This is a genomic window from Peredibacter sp. HCB2-198, assembly GCF_045999315.1.
GTDB lineage: Bacteria > Bdellovibrionota > Bacteriovoracia > Bacteriovoracales > Bacteriovoracaceae > Peredibacter.
The window spans coordinates 1,187,764-1,208,280 of the sequence record NZ_CP174607.1; the positions used below are offsets into that span (position 1 = coordinate 1,187,764).

The following is a 20,517-nucleotide window of genomic DNA, read 5'->3' on the forward strand; positions in this document are numbered from 1 at the left end:
GGGCATCTTGGATTTTATTATTCAATTTCGGCAGATGATGGCCGAGCAGAAGTTTTTTGAAGTTCAAAAGTTGATTGAAGTACAACTTTCGCTTCCTAATACCTCAACACGTCGTGATCTTCTTCAGTTGTATGAAGAAGCATTAATCGGCCAACAAAAAACTCTTCCAGTTCAATTCCTTTTAGAACTTTGTGAACTCGAAACTCATGCGGGAAATTTTGATCGCGTACATGAACTGTTAGAAAACATTCCTTCGGAAGTTTCACAAAAATACTTTCACACAATTCAAAAGTTAAAAATTCAAACTGCTGAACATAAAGGTCAAATGAATGAGTTGTATCAACTCGTCACAACTTTTCTTTTGAGACAGTTTGAAAAACAAATTCCGAACGTTCCCTTTTGGCTTGAAGGCATTATTGAGAAATACTTTAAGTTTGATTTTGCTTTAAGACTCCAAAAGCTGGGCCTTGCTTTGCTCCTCAATGATGTTAAGACCGGAGAGGAGCTGGTGCGTTCGTTGATTCTTTCTTGTGTGGAGAAATCATCTCCTAAAGGAACAAGTCAGAAACTGCAGTCTATTGCGGAAGTTCTTAGGGCCGGACAACAAAAAGCGCAGTTAGAGGTCTATCAGAACTTTTGTCTCATTTCTTCTCAAGGCATCTCTGAGAAGGGAGAGTATAAGAAGCTGGTCGAAATGATCATCTACTTTGATGACTTTAAATTTCAAGCACTGTTATTAAATTTACTCTATCAACTTGGACTTTTAGAAGAAGTTCAAAACTACGCTACAGTTGTGCGCTCAAATCCGGAGTATGACTTTGTCTACTTCGATAAATATTTCGCTCATCTGAAGCCATATTTTGTTCCTCCTAAAAAAGTTGAACCAAAGTCGGGACCTCAATTTGAATCTCCGGATCTTAAGCTTGACGAGAAATACCGCTCTGAACTTTTCTCGGCCCTTCCGGAAAGCGAAGAAAACGAAGAGCATAATTATGCTCACCTGTTTAAGCACCAGGAGTTTAGTTTTGATCAGTTAAGTGACCTGGCGGTGAGTTTCCTTCAAAGTGAAATGCCAAAAGTTTCGCTCATTGCAGTGAACGAAGCACTTAAGAAGGTCCAAAGTGATCGGGACTTTCTTAAAGCGAGCTATTTAAAACTTACGTGTTTGTTGCAACTCAAAGATTACCGAGCGGCCATGGATGTTTGTCTCATGGCACTTGATAAGGCCACATCCCGTGATGACATTTTGTCGTTCATGTATGGCCAGGCCGAACTCTATATTCGTTTGAATGAAAGAAAACAGGCCAAGATCATTCTTTCAAAAATTATTTCGATTGATAGCAAATACCGTTTAGCAAAAGAAAGGCTAGAAAAACTGAATGAGATTTAAAAGTGTTCTAGGAGCATTCTTATTCATTCTTCTGGCAAGTTTTATTGCCTTTGTGGTCTTTATTCAGACCAAGTCTTTCGGTGGACTGGTGACGAAAGTGGTGTCTGATCTTTCAATGAGAAAGGCACAGACTGACGTTAAGATCAAAAACTTCACCATCAGTGTGTTCCCACCGGGGCTTGAACTTAACCGCGTGCGAGTGAAGAAGAAAATCTCTGATGTGGAAAACTTTGAAGCGGAGTTGGGAAAGATCGGTTTTTACATCAGCCTGATTGAAGTGGAAGAAAAGAAACTTACTTTTGGTCAGATACGAATTGCCGATTCTTCCATTAACTATACCTTTCCAAAAAAAGATGAAGAGCTAAAAGAAATTGATCAGGCGATCATTAATAAGATTTTTGATCTTTCTGAAAAAGCGCCCATTCGAGTTGATACCTTATTGATTGAGAATACCAGGATCTTTGCTAATCACGATTTATTGGAAGCGCGTCGTTTAAAGATCTTTAAACGAGGTGATTCTTTTACCACTCGCTTTCACGTTGCCAATATCCAACCGAGCCCTGAAGTAGACTTTACTCTGGATGAGGTCTGGGGAGATGCTGAAGTTAATCGCAATGACGTTAATATCTATCGTCTTAAAGTTCAGCACGACGTGCAGACTTTGGTTCTTAAAGGAAATGTCAAAAATTATAGACTGCTTAAGAACAGTGAAGTTGCCCTTAATGGTGAGGCCCAGCTGCATCTAAAAAGTGTGGATCGTGATTTTGAGTTGCCTGAATTTATCGACGTAAAAAATGGTTTTGCAAAAGTTGGTTTTAGCGTTCAGTACCTTAACAAAGAAATCAATGCCAAGAGTGATGTGCTTTTGACTGATTTTAAATCCAATCTTTTCTATGCAGATGAACTTCGCGCGGGCCTTGCATTCGAAGACAATAAACTCACGGTCAATAAAATAGAGTTGAACAACAAGAAAGAAAAACTCAAGCTTCTCTCTCCTGTTCAGGTGGCCGATATCAATCGCAAGACCTGGCTGAATAAACCAATCACTGCTTATGTTGAAAATGTTTCGCTTAATAATGTTCTTCGTTTTCTGGGCCCATCATTAAAGGTCCTTAAGGGTAATCTCACAGGTCAGTTGGTGTTTGAAAAACGTGGAAATGATTTCTACTTTTTGCCGAAAGATAACTTCCATGTTCAGAATTTAGGTCTGGTGGTGGGAGAAAGTAAGGACCCATTTAAGATCTTGATGGCGAAATCAGTTCGTCTTCAGAATTCAGAGTTTGGAATTGTGAATAATGAATTTCAAATGAGTGCTACTGCGGTTCTTCCACGCTCCAAGCTTGAAGTTGATGGATTTGTGAACAAACATAAGGTGAAGTTTTTTGTGCCAGATTCACCAGTGAATTTAGAAGACCTGGGTAACATCGCAAATCTCGATATTAAGGGCGCAGGCAATCTATCAGTCGATGTCTCCGGGCCTTTAGACAATGTTGTGATCAACGTCAAAGGTAAGACCAAGGGATTTGAGATCTTGGGCTATCGACTGGATGAGACCGAAAAGAATCTTTCGATCGAATTAAAAGAGGACCAGGTTCTTATCAATAAAATGGAATCAAAACTCGGTAAGACCCATGTTTCAGGAACAGGTCTAGTGAATTGGGGCACTCGTGATATTGCCTTAGGAATTAACTCTAACGATGCGACCGCTGCAGATCTTACGGAGATCCTGCATCCGATTCTTTCAAAAGTGGATTTTTTACCAAGCGATCTTGATCTCAAGGCCAAAGTGGATGTTAACATCTTTGGAAAATATTTACTGCCTGAACTAAGGATCAAATCAAAAATAGATTTTACCGAACTCGTGGCCTACGGAGAAACGATTCCGACGGGACGCTTTGATGTTTCTCTGTTTAATGAAGTTTTATCATTCAGTAATTTCGAAGGAACTAAAGGACAGGGAAGAATTGACGGCGACTTCTCTTTTAATCTCAGTAACAAGATCATGAAATTAAAATACCGCTGGGACAATCTCCAGCTCAGTAGTTTTAATGCGGTCAAAAATTTGGGGCTGAATTTAGACTCCAAGATCGCCGGAAAGTTTGAAGGATCGGGAACTCCATCTCATTATCACTTGATGCTTGATTCAAAACTTTTTGATACGCGATCACAGAACTATTCATTTGAAGATTCCGATATCTCTTTGGATCTTTACTCAGACCACATTGAAGGAGATGTGAAGCTCTTCGGCGATATCATTAAATCAGACTTTGATCTTGCGATGACGGATCATCGAAGATCTCGTCTCAATTTAAAACTTCTAAATACTGATATCAAGCCACTCGCAGTAGGTATTTTTGGTGAGCATCTAGAGTCGGAGGACATTACCGGTCGAGTTAATCTGGAAGTGGCCTCTTCATTTGATAAGGGCTTCAACAATCTAAATCTGACTGGGTCATTGAAGCAGCTAGTGTTTAACCATCCAGATTTCAACGTCAACTATCAGTCTAAACGACCTGAGTTCGTCGTAAAAAACAGTGAGATCGAGGCCTGGAATCTGAACATCAAGGAATCCGATTTGTTTTTGGTGACTAAGGGTGAAGGAACATTTGGGAGAAATGTCTCCCTCATTCATGAATTTCATTTGAACTCGAAACTGATGGAAATTCTTATCGCACCGGTTCTTTCATCAGAAGGATTTGTTCGAAACATCGTGAGAGTAGATGGTAGAAAAAACAAGTATGATTTCTCCATCTCGTCTAAGGCCACTGATCTTTCAGTGTCAGTTGAACAGTTACCGTTTCCCATTAATCATCTAAAGTACGATGTGGAGTACGCCAATAGACGTCTTCTTATTCAAGAGCTCATGACAACTCTTGACAGTGGAACTCTTGCCTTAAAAGGTGACATCTTTTTTGATGAGAATGACCCTGACATCAATCTTAAGTATCAGTTTGACCGTGCGGAGATTCCGATTCTTTCGAAATCGGTCATCAATATCACTGGTGAAGGTATTATCCTCGGAAATAATCCTCCTTACACAATTGGAGGAGAGATCCTGATCAATAAGGCCCAGATCGTAAATGAGTTAAATGACTTCTCATCCAAGTCTGCCACGTTCTCACAAATTCGTTTCCTACCGAAGAACCAAGAATCTGCCGTTGGAAAGCTCTTTACCTTAAACGTGAATATTAAGGCAGAAAATCCGGTACGTGTGACCAACTCCCTTATGGATGTGGCGCTGAAAGGTGAAGTACAGTTGACCGGCAACCCTTCACGACCTCGTGGGGACGGACGTCTGTATACACCAGTAAACTCGTCTCGGATTTTCTTTAAGAACAATGAGTATCTCATCACTAATGCGGACATTAACTTTAGCCCAAAGAAAGAGATTTCGAATCCAGATTTCGATGTTCAGGCACTGACACTGATTTCGACCTATAAGGTCTTCCCGAAGGCCTATGGAGATTTAGAGCGCTTTAATTTTGATCTCACATCAGATCCTCCGCTTCCGCGAAACTCTATTCTTTCACTCATTGCTTTCGGTTACACCGAAGAAAGCCAGAGTAACCTTCAACAGAAAGATCAACAGAGCTTGACTCAAGTCGGTGTGGGGTCATTCGTGTTCGATCGCTTTAAGATCAGCGATATTTTAAATAAACAGTTTGGTCTTCAGGTAAATCTGGGAACAGTGATCGAACAATCAGGAACCGACAGTCTTCTTACTGGCCGTTCACAGGAAGGTCAGTTCGGTCAAGGTGGCGGTGCTCTCGGTAGGACCCGTTCTGCGACCAAGATTGAATTGAAGAAACGTCTGGATGAGGCCCTGACTCTTTCAGTGTCTAGTACGATGGGCGGAAGTATTGGTCAGCGCCAAAGTATGAACTTGAACTATGGATTAACAAAGAAAGTACAACTGGAAGGTGTTTACGAACTAAGAACCAACGCAGAAGGTGAAGAAGACATTATTGATAACTCCATCGGTGCCGATGTAAAGTTCAGGTGGACGTTTAAATGAAGTTTTTGATTACCCTCTTCCTGATTCTATTGCCTGCCATATCTTTTGCTGAAGGCCTGACCCTTTCAAAGGTAAATGTAGAGTGCTTGAAATCCGACTTTTGTACGGAACGGAAAAACCGTTTTGCCACTATGGTTGGTGATTATCGAAGCTTAGTCCATATGAAAGATACTTTGAGAGTTCTTGCTTCGGACGGGGGCTATCAAAGTTTTACTTACGAGCTTGATCAAACAAATGGTCTTTATACTCTAAATCTCCGCTTCCAGTTAAAGCCTTTGGTTGAAGAAATTAACATTGGTTTCACGGACAGAAATCTGGAATACGATCCTGCCCAATTGATCAGTATGAGGGAAGGGGACTATTTTGAAATTCAAAAACTGAAAGAAAACATGGATGGTCTTCAGAAGCGTCTGGAGAACATGGGGTATCCTAAAAACAGCCACACCTATGAAGTAAAAGAGAGAGGAAATAAAGTATCTCTTAGCATTGTCATTACCTTGGGTGAACCTCGAATTTTTAAAAGTATTCGTTCGAATTCAAAATCAAGTTACGTTCAGGATTATCTCGTTAAGAAGTTCTACAATCTCTATAACAAGCCCTTCGAGATGACAAAGTTCAAGCTCTATCTCGACGACGCCCAGAAAGAGCTTTTTAAGTACGGTTATTTTTTGATCAGCATGGATTTTGTTCCTGAGATTAAAGGTAATCGTGTGACCTTGGACATTAAAGTCACTAACGATCAACTCTTTGCTTTTGATTTTAAAAACCTTAAGCAGGAACATCGTGATGTGGTCCATAATTTACTGTTGGATTTGTTCCGAAAATATAAGCGACCACTGTCTGATTCAACCATTAAGAGTGCTCTTAAAGAACACTACTTAAATCGTGCTCGCCTGAATGCGGACATCAGAATTGAGAACTCTGAATATCTCAATATGTACAACGAAACAGTTCACCTTTATCGGGTCTTCTTGGACGAGAAGTATAAGACCCGTCTGACTGCAGTGACGTTTACTGGAAATAATTATTTCAGCAATAAGCGACTGCAAAAGATGTTTGATAAAGAGGCCTTCGAACTTGCCTCTATTAAATTCTATGACCCAGAGTTTTTTGAATATTTCATGGATTACCTTCGTGGCCAATACATCCAACGGGGCTTCGTTCAGGTAAGAGTCCTTCGTCCGGTCAGCAATTTCGACGCTCAAAAACATAATGCTACGGTCGATTACATCATTCAGGAAAATCAGCGCGCTTTCGTACGTAAGGTAGAGTTCGAAGGAATTCCTCTGGAGTATGAGGATAAACTTCTGACGATCATGCAGAACAAAGTCACCAAGCCATTTAATCCAATAAAGATGGTGGAAGACATTAAAAAAGTGGCCTCAACCCTTCAGGAAGAAGGTTATTACTACGCCGAAGTTCTTAATGCGAACGATGAGGACCTGGTACGTTATTCAAAGACCGGTGCTGATGTTGATATTCGCTTTAAGATTAATCTCGGCCCAATGGTAAAACTCAATCGAATTCTCTTCCTGGGCAACAACAAAACCAGAAAGAAAGTTCTTTTGAAGAAAATCCCGCTTGAACCGGGAGACACGATTACTCCTTCTCGAACGCGAGACATTGAATCGGCCCTTTCAGCAACAGGACTTTTTAATACAGTAAACGTTACTCCTCTTCGCCATAACTCGAAGAACGCTCAGACCGACTTATTAATTAGAGTGGTGGAAAGAGAGTATGGTCTAGTGGAGATCGCTCCGGGATATCGTACCGACCTAGGATTAAAGCTGACCGGGACTCTGTCTTATCAAAATATTGCGGGTGAAAACAAATCTATTACTCTGAGAACTCAGCTTAACCAGCGTCTAAGTTATCAGACCCTTGATCCTCAACGGAGAAAAGACGCCGTTCCGATTCTCGAACACAACACCTCTCTGACTTATACTCAGGGTGATATCTTTGATACACTTATTGATTTTTCTGCCTCTGGTGCTTATCAGTTAAAACGCTTCTATTCTTTCGATGCCGAGATTCTGAGAGCAAATACAATTTTTACTCGCGATCTGACTAAGCGATTGTCTTCTTCATTACGTTATCAGTACGAAGATATTCAGCAGTACAACGCCACGAATGAGATCGATAATGGAAGTTTCGAGATTGGTGCGATCACTCCAAGTTTAACTTACGATTTACGTAACTCGCAGATTAACCCAGTGAAGGGCGCTTTCTTTAACTTATCGACTGAATGGGCCAACCCATATTTCCTGTCCCAGAAAGAGCCGGATCTCACCATTAACTATTACAAGCTCATTTCTCGTAACCGTTTCTACATTCCTTTCAAAAATGGAACTGTGGCGATTTCGATGGTAGGGGGGATTCAGGAAAACCTTGCCCGGGAAAAGGTCACGGTCAATGGCGTGACGCAGACCGAAGGCTATATTCCAAACATCAAGGTTTTTCGTTTAACCGGTATGGATATCATCCGTGGGTTTAGTGATGAGGAGGCCAACCGCCTACCTAACGGAAACGACATTTCGGAAGAAAAGATTGATAACCGGGCCTATCTGGCGAATTTCAAGTTCGAGCCGCGTTACTTTATTAATGATGCTCTAATGGCCGGGGTATTCTATGATGCGGGGCGCGTGTTCGTTAACCGCGTGGACTTAGGAGACCTGAGAGACTCGGTCGGGGTTACTTTTAAGATCATCACCCCAGTGGGTACCCTAGACTTTGACTACGGAATAAAACTCTTGAGAGAAAGAAACAAGGATGGTAGTTTAGAGGACCCCGGACGCTTCCACGTGTCAATTGGCTTCTTTTAATCCCCCGAATTTTAAAAGAGCCTGATCTGCTCATGCTGACCCTTAGCAAGTTGGCTTAGGAGTATTTCTTGACGTGCGGCCGCAAAGTCCATATATAGGGACAAAATTTTTATTAATTAATGGAAGGTTGATTATGATTACTCAGAAATCGTATACGATCACTAAAGCCGAAATGGCGAACAAGAAGTGGTTCGTAGTAGACGCAACAGATATGGTTGTTGGTCGTCTTGCTTCAGAAGTGGCAAAGGTTCTTAAAGGTAAGCACAAGCCACAATATACAACTCACAACGACGCTGGTGACTATGTTATCATCGTGAACGCTGAGAAAGTTAAATTCACTGGTAAGAAGTGGGATGATAAAGATTACCACTGGCACACAAACCACATCGGTGGAATCAAGAAACGTACAGCTAAAGAGCAACTAGCTAAGCACCCAGAAGCGATCATCGAAGAAGCTGTTCGCGGTATGCTTGGTAAGAACACTCTTGGTCGCGCTCAGTTTACTAAGCTTAAAGTGTTTGTTGGTCCAACTCACACTCACGAAGCTCAGAAGCCTGAAGCTCTAACTTTCAAATTTTAATTATAAGGTAGAAAGATATGTCTAAAGCAAAATCTTACGATCTTCACACAATTGGCCGTCGTAAAACTTCAGTAGCTCGCGTTTACGTTTCTCGTGGTACAGGTAAAATCCTTATCAACGATCGTGACGTTCAAAACTACTTTCCTAAAGCGACAAGCCGTTACATCGTATTCCAACCGCTTAACCTTCTAAAAGTTAACGATAACTACGATTTCAAAATTAACGTAAAAGGCGGCGGTGTTACTGGTCAAGCTGGTGCTATCCGTCTTGGTATCGCTCGTGCACTTCTTAAGCTAGCTCCGAATTCTCGTACTGAGCTTAAGACTGCTGGCTTCCTTACTCGTGACTCACGTAAAGTTGAGCGTAAGAAGTATGGTAAGTCTGGTGCTCGTAAATCGTACCAGTTCTCTAAACGTTAATATCCACAAAGATATACCGTGCAGAAAGGGGTCCTTATGGACCCCTTTCTTTTTGTCCCTCCTTTCATTTCTTCGGTCACGTTCGTCGTTAGTGGTTTCTCTCCTCCTTGCGACGTACTCAACCGTACGCCTCAGTCGGCGCTCACCGCTGCCTAGAACCTGACTCAAATAAATGTAAGGCTTTCTGCTCAGACTTTTGAGAACGAGAACTGTCTAAGATCGGTTTGTTGTCTAAGCCCACTTTTGGGCGCATATTATTCTTCATGGAAAAGCACGACGTAGAATCGATCGAAATTCGTGGCGCCAGGGTTCATAATCTCAAGAACGTTGACCTCGATATCCCTCTTAGAAAGTTAGTTTGTTTCGCGGGGCCCTCAGGCTCGGGAAAGACCTCATTGGCCTTCCATACTCTTTTAACAGAGTCAAAACGACGCTTTGTGAACTCCTTTCCCAACTCCATGAAGTTCTTCACTGAACGTCCGGCAGCGGTGGAAGTGGATCGTATTTTTCCAGTGCTTCCGGTTTTTGGTCTTCCGCAAATTAACCCGGTGGTAGGATCGCGTACGGTGGTTTCCGATGTAATGCGACTCACAGATAGTCTGCAGAATCTCTTTTTCAGCTTCGCCAAAGAACTTTGTCCAACTCACGAGATGGAACTTGAAATCCGCCCGGTGGCGGAACAATTAAAATCCCAGGCACCAAAAAACATTCAAGGTGTGGGATACATTCTCCTTACTCCCAATGAGTTTTTGCGCGTGTTCGGTGAGGGCTTTTTGCCGGCCCGTTCTTATTCTCAGAAACGTAAGACCGTTGAGGCCTTCAATCAAGAAGATGAATTGTGGGAAGTGCTTCGTTTTAAATGGGACAATCTCGCGACGGTTGAAAAGAAGTGGAAAGAACTAAAGCTCGATCAGTATCGACTTAATTACCAGCTCTTCGGAGAAGGTCTTAAGAAACCACAACTTTTGGAATTTCATTTTGAGAAAGTTTGTCCGAAGTGTGATTTTGAATCCGTTCCGGCGGTCACTGTAAGTGCGTTCTCGCCCTATAGTGCTTTAGGGGCGTGCCCAAAGTGTAATGGCTACGGTGCGATTTTGATCTATGATGAAAAGAAAATCATGGATAAGGACCTCTCCATTCAAGAGGGTGGGCTTAAGCTTTTAAACTACGGTCCATTTCAAGATGCTTACGAAGAGCTTCTTAAACTTTTGAAGAAAAGAAAAATTCCTCTCGATACTCCGATTAAAAAACTCCCGAAAGATTTTTTCCAACTATTGGAAGAAGGCCAAGGTCAATATCCGGGATATGGTGAATTAAAGCGCTATCTCGAGAGTAAAAAATATAAACCATCAGTTCGTATTTACATCAGACAACTTCAAAGAGAAGAGCCATGTCTGGTTTGTCATTCATCGCGACTGAATAAAAATATTCATCACTATAAAGTCAAACTCAGAGATAAAAATTGGGGACTCGATGAGATCATGGGTCTCACAGTGGAAGAAGCTTATCCGCTTTTTTGTTCTCCGCGGGCACTTGCCACTTCCCATGAGAAACGTCTTTTCACGAACATTTGTGAAAATCTCAAGATGGCGATGGAGATGGGACTTAATCACCTTTCGCTTTTAAGAAAGGCCAAGACCTTGTCGGCCGGAGAGTATCAGAGATTGTTACTCATTAAGTATCTCTCGTTTCAGGGCACCGATAGTTTGTTTGTACTGGATGAACCAAGTCTTGGTCTGGCCGAGAAAGAACTGGAAAAACTCATTCAAGGACTTCGAAATCTCATCGCTCAAGGAAACACTGTTATCCTGATTGATCACACTGAATATATTCAAAAGCATTCAGATCACTTGATCGTCATGGGACCAGGTTCTGGTAAAAAGGGTGGAGAGATTCTTTATCAGGGTCTTCCGAATGAATACTTTAAGAAGAAAGAAGTGGTGACTTGGGAGAAGAAAAAGTCCTCAACCAAGTATCCAGAGTATATTGAAGTTCTTGCTCCGGAAATTTATGGCAAGACCTACTCTGATTTTAAAATTCCTTTGAATGATATGACTTGGGTAACTGGTCCATCAGGTACCGGCAAGACCGCTACCGTAATTAAAGTCATGGCCAATACACTTTATAAAAAGATCTATGGAGAGTGGTTTGAGGAAGAAGAGTTTTATAGCAAAGGAATAAAAACCGGGGCGAAATTTGAAGACGTCATTGTGATCGCCTCTGACTTGAACCGATTTACTTCGCGCTCATCAGTCGGAACCATCACAGAACTTTCGACAGTCATTCGAAAACACTTCTTAAAACTTCCAGTCGCAAAAAGTATGAATCTGAAAGAGGGCCATCTTTCGAGTAATTCGGAACTTGGTATGTGTCCACGTTGTGAAGGGCGAGGTTCGATTACAATTGAGATGCAATATCTTGAAGATATTGTGCTTGAGTGTGAAGACTGTAAGGGACTTAAGATCAAACCTCTTTACGCAAACATTTCTGATGGGCACATGACAGTGGCCGAGGCCTATAATTTACCACTCAGTCAGGTGTTAGAGCGAATTGAACTCACTCCAAAATTTAGAAGAGTGTGGGATTATCTCAAAATTTTGAATCTGGATTATCTCTCGTTAGATCGAGCTTTAAATTCCCTCTCTGGTGGAGAGAAGCAGCGGATTTTCCTCCTTTCAAAACTTTTAAAGAACATCCAGAATTCACTTTTAGTATTCGAAAACATCTCCTTTGGTCTTTCAGAAAAAGAGCTTCAGCACTTGGGTACATTCTTGGGTGACTTGATTCAGCTTAAAAACACCATTGTGATCATTGATGCTTCTAATTGTTTTAAGCATTTAGCTAATTGGAAGCTAAGTTTCGATACTAAATCCATAGACCTCATTCCCGTTAAAAAAGACTGATAAAATCATTCAAGTTCTCCTCTGAAAAGACCGACAAGATAAGTAGGTCAATTCGAGGAGAACTTTGTGTTTGTTCGACTATTTTTCCTACTGCTTACGTTCCCGGTTTACGCCACGGTTTTTCAACCGCAGCCAGTTGAGCAACAGATTAAAGAGTCTGATGGAATCATGATTGGCCATTATCTGAAGAGCAAGGCGATCAAGCTGGATGATGGATCCATCGCCACTCAAATGATTTTCAAAATGAATAAAGAATACGGTCTTCAGTCTGATCTTTTTGGAATGGATGAAGTGATTGTTCATTATCCCGGCGGCAAGATGGATGGAATGGAGGTTCATGTTGATGGGGTTCCAAAATTTGTTCCAGGTGAGCACGTGGTTTTAATGATTAAAAGTAATCAGGACCGCTACTGGGGAATGAACCTAGGTTTTGGTACTTTCAAAGTGGTGAATTACGGCAATGAAACCATGATTGTGAACACCATTTTTCCAACCGATCGCAAAGTCGGGCAGATGAAGCTTGTTGAATTCGAGAGAAACGTAAAGGCCATTAAGGGTTCCAGCTTAAAAATTGTGATGGCCCCTGTATATCCGACTGAAACAGATGAAAGCGGAGAAATGCGTGCTCCTGCCTCTGTAGTTGAAGGGCAAAATCGCTCCATTGCTTCAAAAACTGAAGAAGTAGAGAATATTGAAGATCAGCCACATATTAGTGTGTTTTGGCTGGTGGCCTTTCTGGCAATATTAGGCGGGATTTTCCGTCTTACGAGACAGAAAGAGGCCAAGTAATGGTCCCATTTCCAATGGATTGGAATGAGTTTTCTTTTAGTTCTCTTAACTATTCTGGCGTCTGCATGGGCGCATCAGTCGTCATTAACGACGGGTGGTAGAGAACTATTCTGGGCCAATCCGACTGTTCCAATAACCATCAGAACAAATACTTCAGATCTATCGGCCAATGAGGCGCGAACAATTATTTTGAATTCTATGAATCAATGGAATTTAAGTTCAAATAGCGCCCGTGTTTCAGAAGGTTCTTCTGAAAATGAGATCCGTTTTGTTTCGAACTTTCCGTATGGCTCGGCAGTTTTAGGTGTGACTGAGCTTACTTATAACAACGCTGGCGCCATTCAACGGGCGGTAATTTCGTTAAACGATGACTACTTCTTTCATAACACTTCTGGTTTTTACTCTGCCGGTGAGGTTTTCTTAGGCGATGTTGTGACCCACGAACTGGGACACCTTTTTGGTCTTTCACACTCGGAAGTTTTAAATTCAACCATGTTCTACGCGGCCTACTCCGGACAAAGCACTGTTTCGTTGGATGATCGTTCGGGTATTCGTCAAAAATATGATTCTAGTTATGGGACCATTACTGGGTATGTGCAGGGTGGAAATCACGTGGGTGTTTTAGGCGCTCACATTCAGGCCATCTCGAGAAGAACAGGCGAGGCGAGTGGTGCTATCTCGGATGAAAATGGTGCCTTTACTCTAGGCGGATTGGATTTGAATGATACTTACTATTTGTATGTTTCACCGATAAAAAATACAGATTCATTACCTGGATATTTTGCCAATACTCAGTCTGAATTTTGTCCTGCCTCTTATGTCGGTTCATTCTTTTCGGCCTGTGGTAGAGAGAATGATGGAAAGCCACAGGCAATATCACTGACCTCCCTCAATCCTTCAGTGGATGTCGGGGTTGTTTCCATTCACTGTGATCTAAAGTCGGATGAAGATTATAGTGTGGAAAAAGTGGCAAGCTCATTTAGTCCAATCACTATTTATGATTACGCTCAGGAACAGAAACATGAAAAGGCCTTTGTTGGTTGGTTTCGTTCTACCAGTTCTTCTACTTGGTCAGCCTATGATTCACTTAATATTGATTTAAGATCGTTCAACAATCTCAGTGGAAATCCCAAGTTTTTAAAAGTTTCATTGGTGTCATATCCATTTGGAACGAGGCTTGAATATGAGTGGAACATAAAAAAGAACGGGGTGACCGATACAACTTTAAATCGTGCTCTTTCTTATTCACCTAGCACTGAAACTTACAACCCAGATTTTGAAGCGCTCATCCCTCTCAGTGCTTCTACTGCTCAGAATAATTTTCAGGTCAATGTTAGAGCAAGAAGACTATCGGGCACATATTCGGCGCAAATATTTCCTGCCTATATTCAATTTACCAGTGATCAGCATTTACCTTATTTGATCATCGCCAGCATTTGGGAGCAATCTGGGGCCCAGTACAGACCTATCATTGATACCGGTGCATTATTGTCAGATAATTATGCCTGTTTAGAAGCACCATATACATATGCTGTGTCTCGCGCTCGAGAAGCAAATGATGGCAGTAATCTTTCGGGTAGCGAAGGGGTGGCCGCCGCGGGCTGCGGTACTATTGAGCCTCCATCTTCGGGACCAGGTTCATCTCTTCCTCTGATCGCCCTTGGTTTTATGCTGGTCCTCTTACCATCTTTGTTGGCCAAATCCCGTAAGAACTTTTTGTCTTAACCCATCCTTTTTATTAAAATAAATAAGTCATTTCATTATCGCGAGGAGTGCTTAAATGAAGTTCATTTTTATTTGGTTGTGTTTACTCGTTGTGACCCCAGTGCTAGCGCAAAACCTCATGGAAGAGCGCATCTGGAAAGTGGCTCCCCGTAAGAAATCTATTTTTTTAGATTCAGGTGTATTCCATTACAACTCAAACTTAAAAACTGCCAGCATCATGGGTGTCCGAAATTCGGCCGTGAATGGACGTGGTTATGAGCGTGTTGTAATTGATTTCAACTCGTCTACAATTCCGAAAATTTATGGGCACATCACTCCGAACAAGAAAGTGTCGATTGATTTTTTCGACACCAACATTCAAACTTCACAGCCCAACATGAAAAACTCAAAGTTTGTTAAGGCAGTCGACTTTATTAGTGTTGATGGAAAAACCATGACGATGGAAATGTCTCTTAAAGGCAAATCTAGCTTCGACATTTTCTATCTCGAGAATCCAGGTCGTCTCGTTATTGATATCCGCTAACCTAAGGAAAAAAAATGGCCAAGGATAAAAACGCAAAGGCCAATACTGAATCTAGTATTGTTGCCGAAATTCCATCAGAAGTGGTGATTATTCCTATCGTGAATAGTCCTATCTTTCCGGGAATGATCGCACCGATTATTCTGTCGGAAGATAAATATACGCCAGAACTCGACTCTTATCTGACTAAGAACAACTACGTTGCTCTAAACTTGGTTAAGTTTAAAGACTTTGGAGAAAACTCAGATGCAGTTCTTCAGGAAATGGATGAAGAGCAAGTGAGCTATGAGGACGACACTGAAAGTCTTTCTCCAATGACTGCCAGCTCTGATTCTCCAAAAGGCATCACTCCAAAAGACATCTATAAAGTAGGTGTACTTTGTAAGGTGATTAAAAAATTAAAGCTTCCAGATGGTTCAGTGAATCTTCTGGTTCATGGTATGAAACGTTACCGTGCAGTCGAATACATCGCGGACGCTCCACTTCTAGTGGCCCGTACTGAAGTGTTCAATGACATTCATGAGCCGGATGAAGAACTGGACGCTTATACTCGTTCAGTAATTAATCAGGTAAAAAAGCTTTCTGAGATCAACCCATACTTCAACGAAGAAATGAAGCTTGCGATGTTGAACTCACCGTCTCCGGGATCTCTTGCGGATCTTGTGGCGTTCGCCCTTTCTTTGGATGTTCCTGAAGCTCAGGACTTCCTTGAAACTCTGATCGTGAAGAAGCGTTTTGCGAAACTTCTGGTTTATCTTAAACGTGAAAAAGACGTGGCAGACATTCAGAAAAAAATCACTGATGAAGTTAACGACAAAGTTAACAAGTATCAGCGTGAATACTTCCTTCGTGAACAATTAAAAGTCATTCGAAATGAACTTGGCCTTGATGAAGACGATAAGGCAAAAGACATAAAGAAAATTAAAGAGACGCTTGAAGCAGGTGGACTTCCTGAAGAGGCCAAAAAGGCCGCAATGGAAGAGCTCGAAAGACTTGAATCCATTCCTGATTCTTCTCCCGAGTACAACGTAACTCGTACTTATCTCAATTGGATGGTTCAGCTTCCATGGAACGCGGCCACTGACGATAAGGTCGATATTGAATCGGCCAAGAAAATGCTTGAGAAAGATCACTACGGTCTTGAGAAGCCGAAAGAAAGAATCATGGAATTCCTTGCTGTAAGAAAGCTAAAGCCAGAATACGATGGAACAATTCTATGTCTGGCGGGGCCTCCAGGTGTAGGTAAGACTTCTCTTGGTCACTCAATTGCAAAAGCACTTGGTAGAAAATTCTATCGCTTCTCACTCGGTGGTATGAAGGACGAGGCCGAAATTAAAGGTCACCGTCGTACCTACGTGGGTGCGATGCCAGGTAAAATTATCCAAGCGCTAAAGCGTGTTGAAGTGAACAACCCGGTAATCATGCTGGATGAGATCGACAAGATCGGTAAGTCGTATCAGGGTGATCCTGCTTCGGCCCTACTTGAAGTCCTTGATCCAGAACAAAATAAGACGTTCATTGATAACTATCTTGATGTTCCGTTCGATTTATCAAAAGTGCTTTTCATTGCGACTGCTAACTATGTTGGTGAGATCCCTGAGGCCCTTCTCGATCGTATGGAGCTGATTGATCTTTCTGGTTACACCATCGAAGAAAAACTCTCAATCGCGACGAAATGGGTGATTCCTAAGCAGCTTAAGAAACACGGTCTCGTTAGTAAGGAGTTCTCTCTTGGTGCTCCGGTACTTAAAGCACTTGTATCTGACTACGCTCGTGAGCCAGGTGTGCGTGTAATGGAGCAAATGGTGGCAAAACTTTGTCGTCGAGCTGCTCTGGAAAAAGTATCGAATAAGAAATTTAAAAAGTTCGCTCCAGCAGTTGCTGATCTTGAGAAGTATCTTGGTCCAAAACGTTTTGAAACTGATATGGCCCAAAAACCTCTTCAACCAGGTATCGTTACGGGTCTGGCCTGGACCTCTTTTGGTGGAGATATTCTCTTCATTGAAACAATTCCTCTTAAAGGTCGAGGCTTCAAGCTTACTGGTCAACTTGGTGACGTAATGGGTGAGTCAGCAAACCTCGCTTACAGCTACGTGAAGAGCATTCTTCAGGCACAGATAGAAGAAGAGAAAGCGCTAGAAGAGAAGAAAGCTTCGAAGAAAAAAGTGTCGAAGAAAAAAGTTGATACTCCGGCGGCTGTAACAGCACCTGCTGTTCCGGCACCGAATCCTGAAGAAGCGACTGACTTCTTGGCCAAACACGAAATCCATCTTCACTTACCGGCTGGAGCAACTCCGAAAGACGGTCCTTCGGCAGGTATTACGATGGCACTGGCACTTTATTCACTTTCTACGAATCAGATGGTTCGCGGTGATATAGCGATGACTGGTGAGCTTAGCCTTACTGGGAAAGTTTTGCCGGTTGGTGGGATTAAGGAGAAGGTACTTGCAGCAAAACGCGCGGGTATTAAGGAAATCATTCTTCCTTGGCAGAACGAGAAGGACCTTAAAGAAGTTCCTGAACGTCACCGTAAGGGCATGAAATTCTATCCGGTTAAGCACTTCGATGAAGTTCTTAAAATCGCTCTAAAGAGTCGTTAATTAAAAGGGGCCTTTGGGCCCCTTTCTTTTTCATCATCGGTCATTCTTGCCCAGTGTCTGCTTCATTGCTTCAATCAACTATCATGTTAGTACGGGGTAATCCCGTTTCCTTACAGGGTAGGAACGATGAAATTTCTCTTCTTCATAATGGGTGTCATGCTCATCCATTCGCCACTTTGGGCGAAAGGATTCATTGTAAATTGGGTATGTCCTGCAGATTCTTCTGAAAAAATTTCAGTTGAAGTTTTTTACGATGAAAACGGTAAGCTGGTTTTTGAGCCTGAAATTTTCAGTGAAATTGATATTGATAAGAATACCGACTATTCGAAATGTATTGCGGACTTTCAAAATAAGATCAACGATGGCGTAAAACTTTTTCAGGAGAAAAAGTGTCCACAGGCCAAAGATAGTTTTTGCTCCGTTCCTGTTCAATACACCAATGGTAAAGTTCTCGAAAAAATTCGTAACAGTTACTTTATGAAAAAAGTAAAAGACGTGCGAGTTGTCCCTATTGGAGTGGAGAATACTCCTCCTGCCACAAGACCCAAAGCGATTGTTGCAGAAGTAAAAGAAGAAAAGGCAATAACTTCAGAGGCCACTCCTACGACGCCTGATGCTTTCCTTGAAGCAATGATTAATTCTAAGGTCATCAATCCCAAAGAATTAAATCGTATTTTTACCTTTCAGAACAAGACCTACAAAGTAGGTGACTTTGATCATGTGATTGCCAAAAATATTGATCCTATTTTTTCCAACACAAGTCTTGAAGAAGGTAAGCAGTTTGCCCAGAACTATATGGTGGCAAAATCTGAATATCTAAAAGAAGGAAGCGATCCGGTTAAAAGAAAAGCGGTGCTGGATAACCTCAATCAGATGTTCGGAAAGATGTATGGAGGTCGGGGACCGGAAGAGCTGGCAAAAATGCTTGAGTGTGATCCAGACGATAATTTAACTCCGATTGGAGAAATTCTTAATAAGCTTCAGACCACAAAAAAAGTGGAGGGCTGTAAAGAACTTGCTCCTGGTGAACATAAAGTTTTCGAAAAAGACAGCGGTAACTATTATTCGACCGGTGATTATCTTCTTAAACGTAAGAAGGACGGAAATTATCAGGCCTTTGTGAATGTGGATTTCAAACGGGGAAGTGGAAGCCTGGCCCCTGAGGCCATGATGCAAAAGGCGAAGGGCTGTTTGCAAGAGGCGTCGCCTTTTTTGAAAGGGCCAGATGGAAGTCGAATTGAGATGATGGTGTTCTCACCAGAAGAGATTCAAAAACTTCCTAAAGAAGAGCGTCCTAATAAAAAAGACATTCTCATTGAAAGGGCCGGCGCTCGTAGTAATGCTGGCGCTTATTCTGAAGATCTTCCATGTTCCACTATCGTACATGAAATGCTTCACCTTCTTGGACTCTGTGATGAGTACGAAGAACAAAGTACAGACTTAAAGGCCATGTGGAACTGCAGGGTCGTTCCTAAGGCCGACTCTATTATGAGAAACAGTATGGAGACCTACTCCAAAGCAGTTGGGAGTGAGCTCTTCTGTAAATGTGATAGATTTCCTTGTAGCTCTGTTTATAAGAATGGAGATGAAAACACGAAAAAGATGATAGGAAAGTATACCTTCTATGATGTGACCGACCACACGTTCCGTTCTCGTTTTTGTAAATTTCAATTGCTTCCTTTGCAAAAAATTTTAAAAGATCCCTACAACACGGCACCTATTCAGCTAGAGGGCGCCGACACTATTGTGATTGAACACCGAACATTTTCAGGTGATCAAAAATTTCCAAATTACAAAATTGATAGAACGCAGATCACCTGTACCTGTAATGGAAACAAGGAATGTTTGTCGATTAAGGAGAGGCTGCCTTCACAACTGGCAAACTTAGGTCAACGGGCCTTATGTCCGAGTGGGTCGAATAAAGTCGACAAATCTCAGAGTAATCAAAGTAATGTGATTAAAATTAAATCTGATCCTATAATGCCAAGTCTTCTCCATCCAAATCAGTTTAAAAAGATTCTGGCAGGGAATTGCCGTGGAATCGTGGATGGTTATTTAGAGTGCGCAGACTGGGCCTACAAGGGCCGAAACAAGTATTCATGTAATGCTCCTGCCAGATGTCAGGATGATTCTTATTACCTAGGTACGAAACAATGAAATATCTAAGCCTGTTCATTCTATTCTCAACTTCAGTTGGTGCCACCACTCTGGGACGTTACTACAGCTCACCAGAAGGAACGTCAGTTCAAAAGTTTAGTCTCAGCAAATCTAGTGTTATCTATGAAAAGAGATCCAATTTCTTTGATGAGAAACCTGATAATCGCTTGGGCACGTTTGAGACATCAGAAGCGAAGTCCATTAAAGAAGACAAACAAAAACTCGATGCCATTCTCGTCAAAGTGAAGACGGTGGATGAGTTTATGAAAAAAAGAAACGAGAGTTTTAATGATCTCTCGATGAAGAACCCTCACTCTTCTTTCTTTATGTTGGAAGATTATCGCATCTCTCAGGAGTCGGATCTCTATCCTGAGGTGAAGGCGATTTATGAGCGTTTATCGGATTTAAACTGGAAGCAGAAAAAAGGCATTAAACTTTCAGAAGATTTGAAGAAGATCATTCATGTGAAAGACGGCAAAGAAGTTTCCAATGAAATTTTTAATTTCGCCTTTCAGTGCCAGAAGTCTGAACCGCCCAGCATTTGTAGTTTTAAAGACGAAGGAATCTTGTACGTAAAATAAGAAGGCCACCGAAAGG

The 20,517-nt window shown here is 41.8% G+C and carries 12 protein-coding genes; all 12 read left to right on the plus strand.

The genetic code is table 11. The features are described from left to right. Positions 1 to 7: 7 nt before the first annotated feature. The 12 genes from ACJVC5_RS06105 (at position 8) to ACJVC5_RS06160 (ending at position 20,501) form a co-directional block, all read left to right on the plus strand. Positions 8 to 1,390, plus strand: coding sequence for a hypothetical protein (locus tag ACJVC5_RS06105; RefSeq protein WP_408098483.1), 1,383 nt, complete (start codon positions 8 to 10; stop codon positions 1,388 to 1,390). Further along, positions 1,380 to 5,405: a translocation/assembly module TamB domain-containing protein gene (locus ACJVC5_RS06110; protein ID WP_408098484.1), complete on the plus strand. Its 4,026-nt coding sequence runs from the start codon at positions 1,380 to 1,382 to the stop codon at positions 5,403 to 5,405. The genes ACJVC5_RS06105 and ACJVC5_RS06110 overlap by 11 nt, the downstream gene beginning before the upstream one ends. Next, positions 5,402 to 8,227 (plus strand): POTRA domain-containing protein, encoded by a 2,826-nt coding sequence (locus ACJVC5_RS06115; RefSeq protein ID WP_408098485.1) that lies wholly within the window; start codon positions 5,402 to 5,404, stop codon positions 8,225 to 8,227. Before ACJVC5_RS06110 ends, ACJVC5_RS06115 begins: the two co-directional genes overlap by 4 nt. Before the next feature lie 133 nt (positions 8,228 to 8,360). Continuing rightward, positions 8,361 to 8,807 carry a 50S ribosomal protein L13 gene (gene rplM, locus ACJVC5_RS06120; RefSeq protein ID WP_408098486.1) on the plus strand — a complete coding sequence of 149 codons (447 nt, stop codon included), beginning with the start codon at positions 8,361 to 8,363 and terminating at the stop codon, positions 8,805 to 8,807. A 17-nt stretch (positions 8,808 to 8,824) separates the two neighbouring features. Next, the gene (gene rpsI, locus ACJVC5_RS06125) at positions 8,825 to 9,226 is read left to right on the plus strand and encodes a 30S ribosomal protein S9 (RefSeq protein ID WP_408098487.1); all 402 of its coding nucleotides are present in this window, start codon (positions 8,825 to 8,827) and stop codon (positions 9,224 to 9,226) included. 263 nt (positions 9,227 to 9,489) lie between these two features. Next, positions 9,490 to 12,129, plus strand: coding sequence for a hypothetical protein (locus tag ACJVC5_RS06130; RefSeq protein WP_408098488.1), 2,640 nt, complete (start codon positions 9,490 to 9,492; stop codon positions 12,127 to 12,129). 66 nt (positions 12,130 to 12,195) lie between these two features. Beyond that, the gene (locus tag ACJVC5_RS06135; RefSeq protein ID WP_408098489.1) at positions 12,196 to 12,918 is read left to right on the plus strand and encodes a hypothetical protein; all 723 of its coding nucleotides are present in this window, start codon (positions 12,196 to 12,198) and stop codon (positions 12,916 to 12,918) included. A 24-nt stretch (positions 12,919 to 12,942) separates the two neighbouring features. Continuing rightward, positions 12,943 to 14,643, plus strand: coding sequence for a matrixin family metalloprotease (locus tag ACJVC5_RS06140; protein ID WP_408098490.1), 1,701 nt, complete (start codon positions 12,943 to 12,945; stop codon positions 14,641 to 14,643). A gap of 55 nt (positions 14,644 to 14,698) precedes the next feature. Continuing rightward, the gene (locus ACJVC5_RS06145) at positions 14,699 to 15,166 is read left to right on the plus strand and encodes a hypothetical protein (protein ID WP_408098491.1); all 468 of its coding nucleotides are present in this window, start codon (positions 14,699 to 14,701) and stop codon (positions 15,164 to 15,166) included. Between the two features lie 14 nt (positions 15,167 to 15,180). Continuing rightward, positions 15,181 to 17,763, plus strand: coding sequence for an endopeptidase La (gene lon, locus ACJVC5_RS06150; RefSeq protein WP_408098492.1), 2,583 nt, complete (start codon positions 15,181 to 15,183; stop codon positions 17,761 to 17,763). A 126-nt stretch (positions 17,764 to 17,889) separates the two neighbouring features. Continuing rightward, the gene (locus ACJVC5_RS06155) at positions 17,890 to 19,920 is read left to right on the plus strand and encodes a hypothetical protein (protein ID WP_408098493.1); all 2,031 of its coding nucleotides are present in this window, start codon (positions 17,890 to 17,892) and stop codon (positions 19,918 to 19,920) included. Continuing rightward, positions 19,917 to 20,501, plus strand: a complete 585-nt coding sequence (locus ACJVC5_RS06160; RefSeq protein WP_408098494.1) for a hypothetical protein — start codon at positions 19,917 to 19,919, stop codon at positions 20,499 to 20,501. The genes ACJVC5_RS06155 and ACJVC5_RS06160 overlap by 4 nt, the downstream gene beginning before the upstream one ends. The last annotated feature ends 16 nt before the right edge of the window (positions 20,502 to 20,517 follow it).

Excerpts from the sequence above, each read along its gene's own strand:
- rplM (WP_408098486.1), top strand. The coding sequence starts at position 8,361 with ATGATTACTCAGAAATCGTATACGATCACTAAAGCCGAAATGGCGAAC.
- ACJVC5_RS06130 (WP_408098488.1), top strand. The coding sequence starts at position 9,490 with ATGGAAAAGCACGACGTAGAATCGATCGAAATTCGTGGCGCCAGGGTT.
- ACJVC5_RS06140 (WP_408098490.1), top strand. The coding sequence starts at position 12,943 with ATGAGTTTTCTTTTAGTTCTCTTAACTATTCTGGCGTCTGCATGGGCG.
- lon (WP_408098492.1), top strand. The coding sequence starts at position 15,181 with ATGGCCAAGGATAAAAACGCAAAGGCCAATACTGAATCTAGTATTGTT.
- rpsI (WP_408098487.1), top strand. The coding sequence starts at position 8,825 with ATGTCTAAAGCAAAATCTTACGATCTTCACACAATTGGCCGTCGTAAA.
- ACJVC5_RS06160 (WP_408098494.1), top strand. The coding sequence starts at position 19,917 with ATGAAATATCTAAGCCTGTTCATTCTATTCTCAACTTCAGTTGGTGCC.
- ACJVC5_RS06155 (WP_408098493.1), top strand. The coding sequence starts at position 17,890 with ATGAAATTTCTCTTCTTCATAATGGGTGTCATGCTCATCCATTCGCCA.
- ACJVC5_RS06115 (WP_408098485.1), top strand. The coding sequence starts at position 5,402 with ATGAAGTTTTTGATTACCCTCTTCCTGATTCTATTGCCTGCCATATCT.
- ACJVC5_RS06145 (WP_408098491.1), top strand. The coding sequence starts at position 14,699 with ATGAAGTTCATTTTTATTTGGTTGTGTTTACTCGTTGTGACCCCAGTG.
- ACJVC5_RS06110 (WP_408098484.1), top strand. The coding sequence starts at position 1,380 with ATGAGATTTAAAAGTGTTCTAGGAGCATTCTTATTCATTCTTCTGGCA.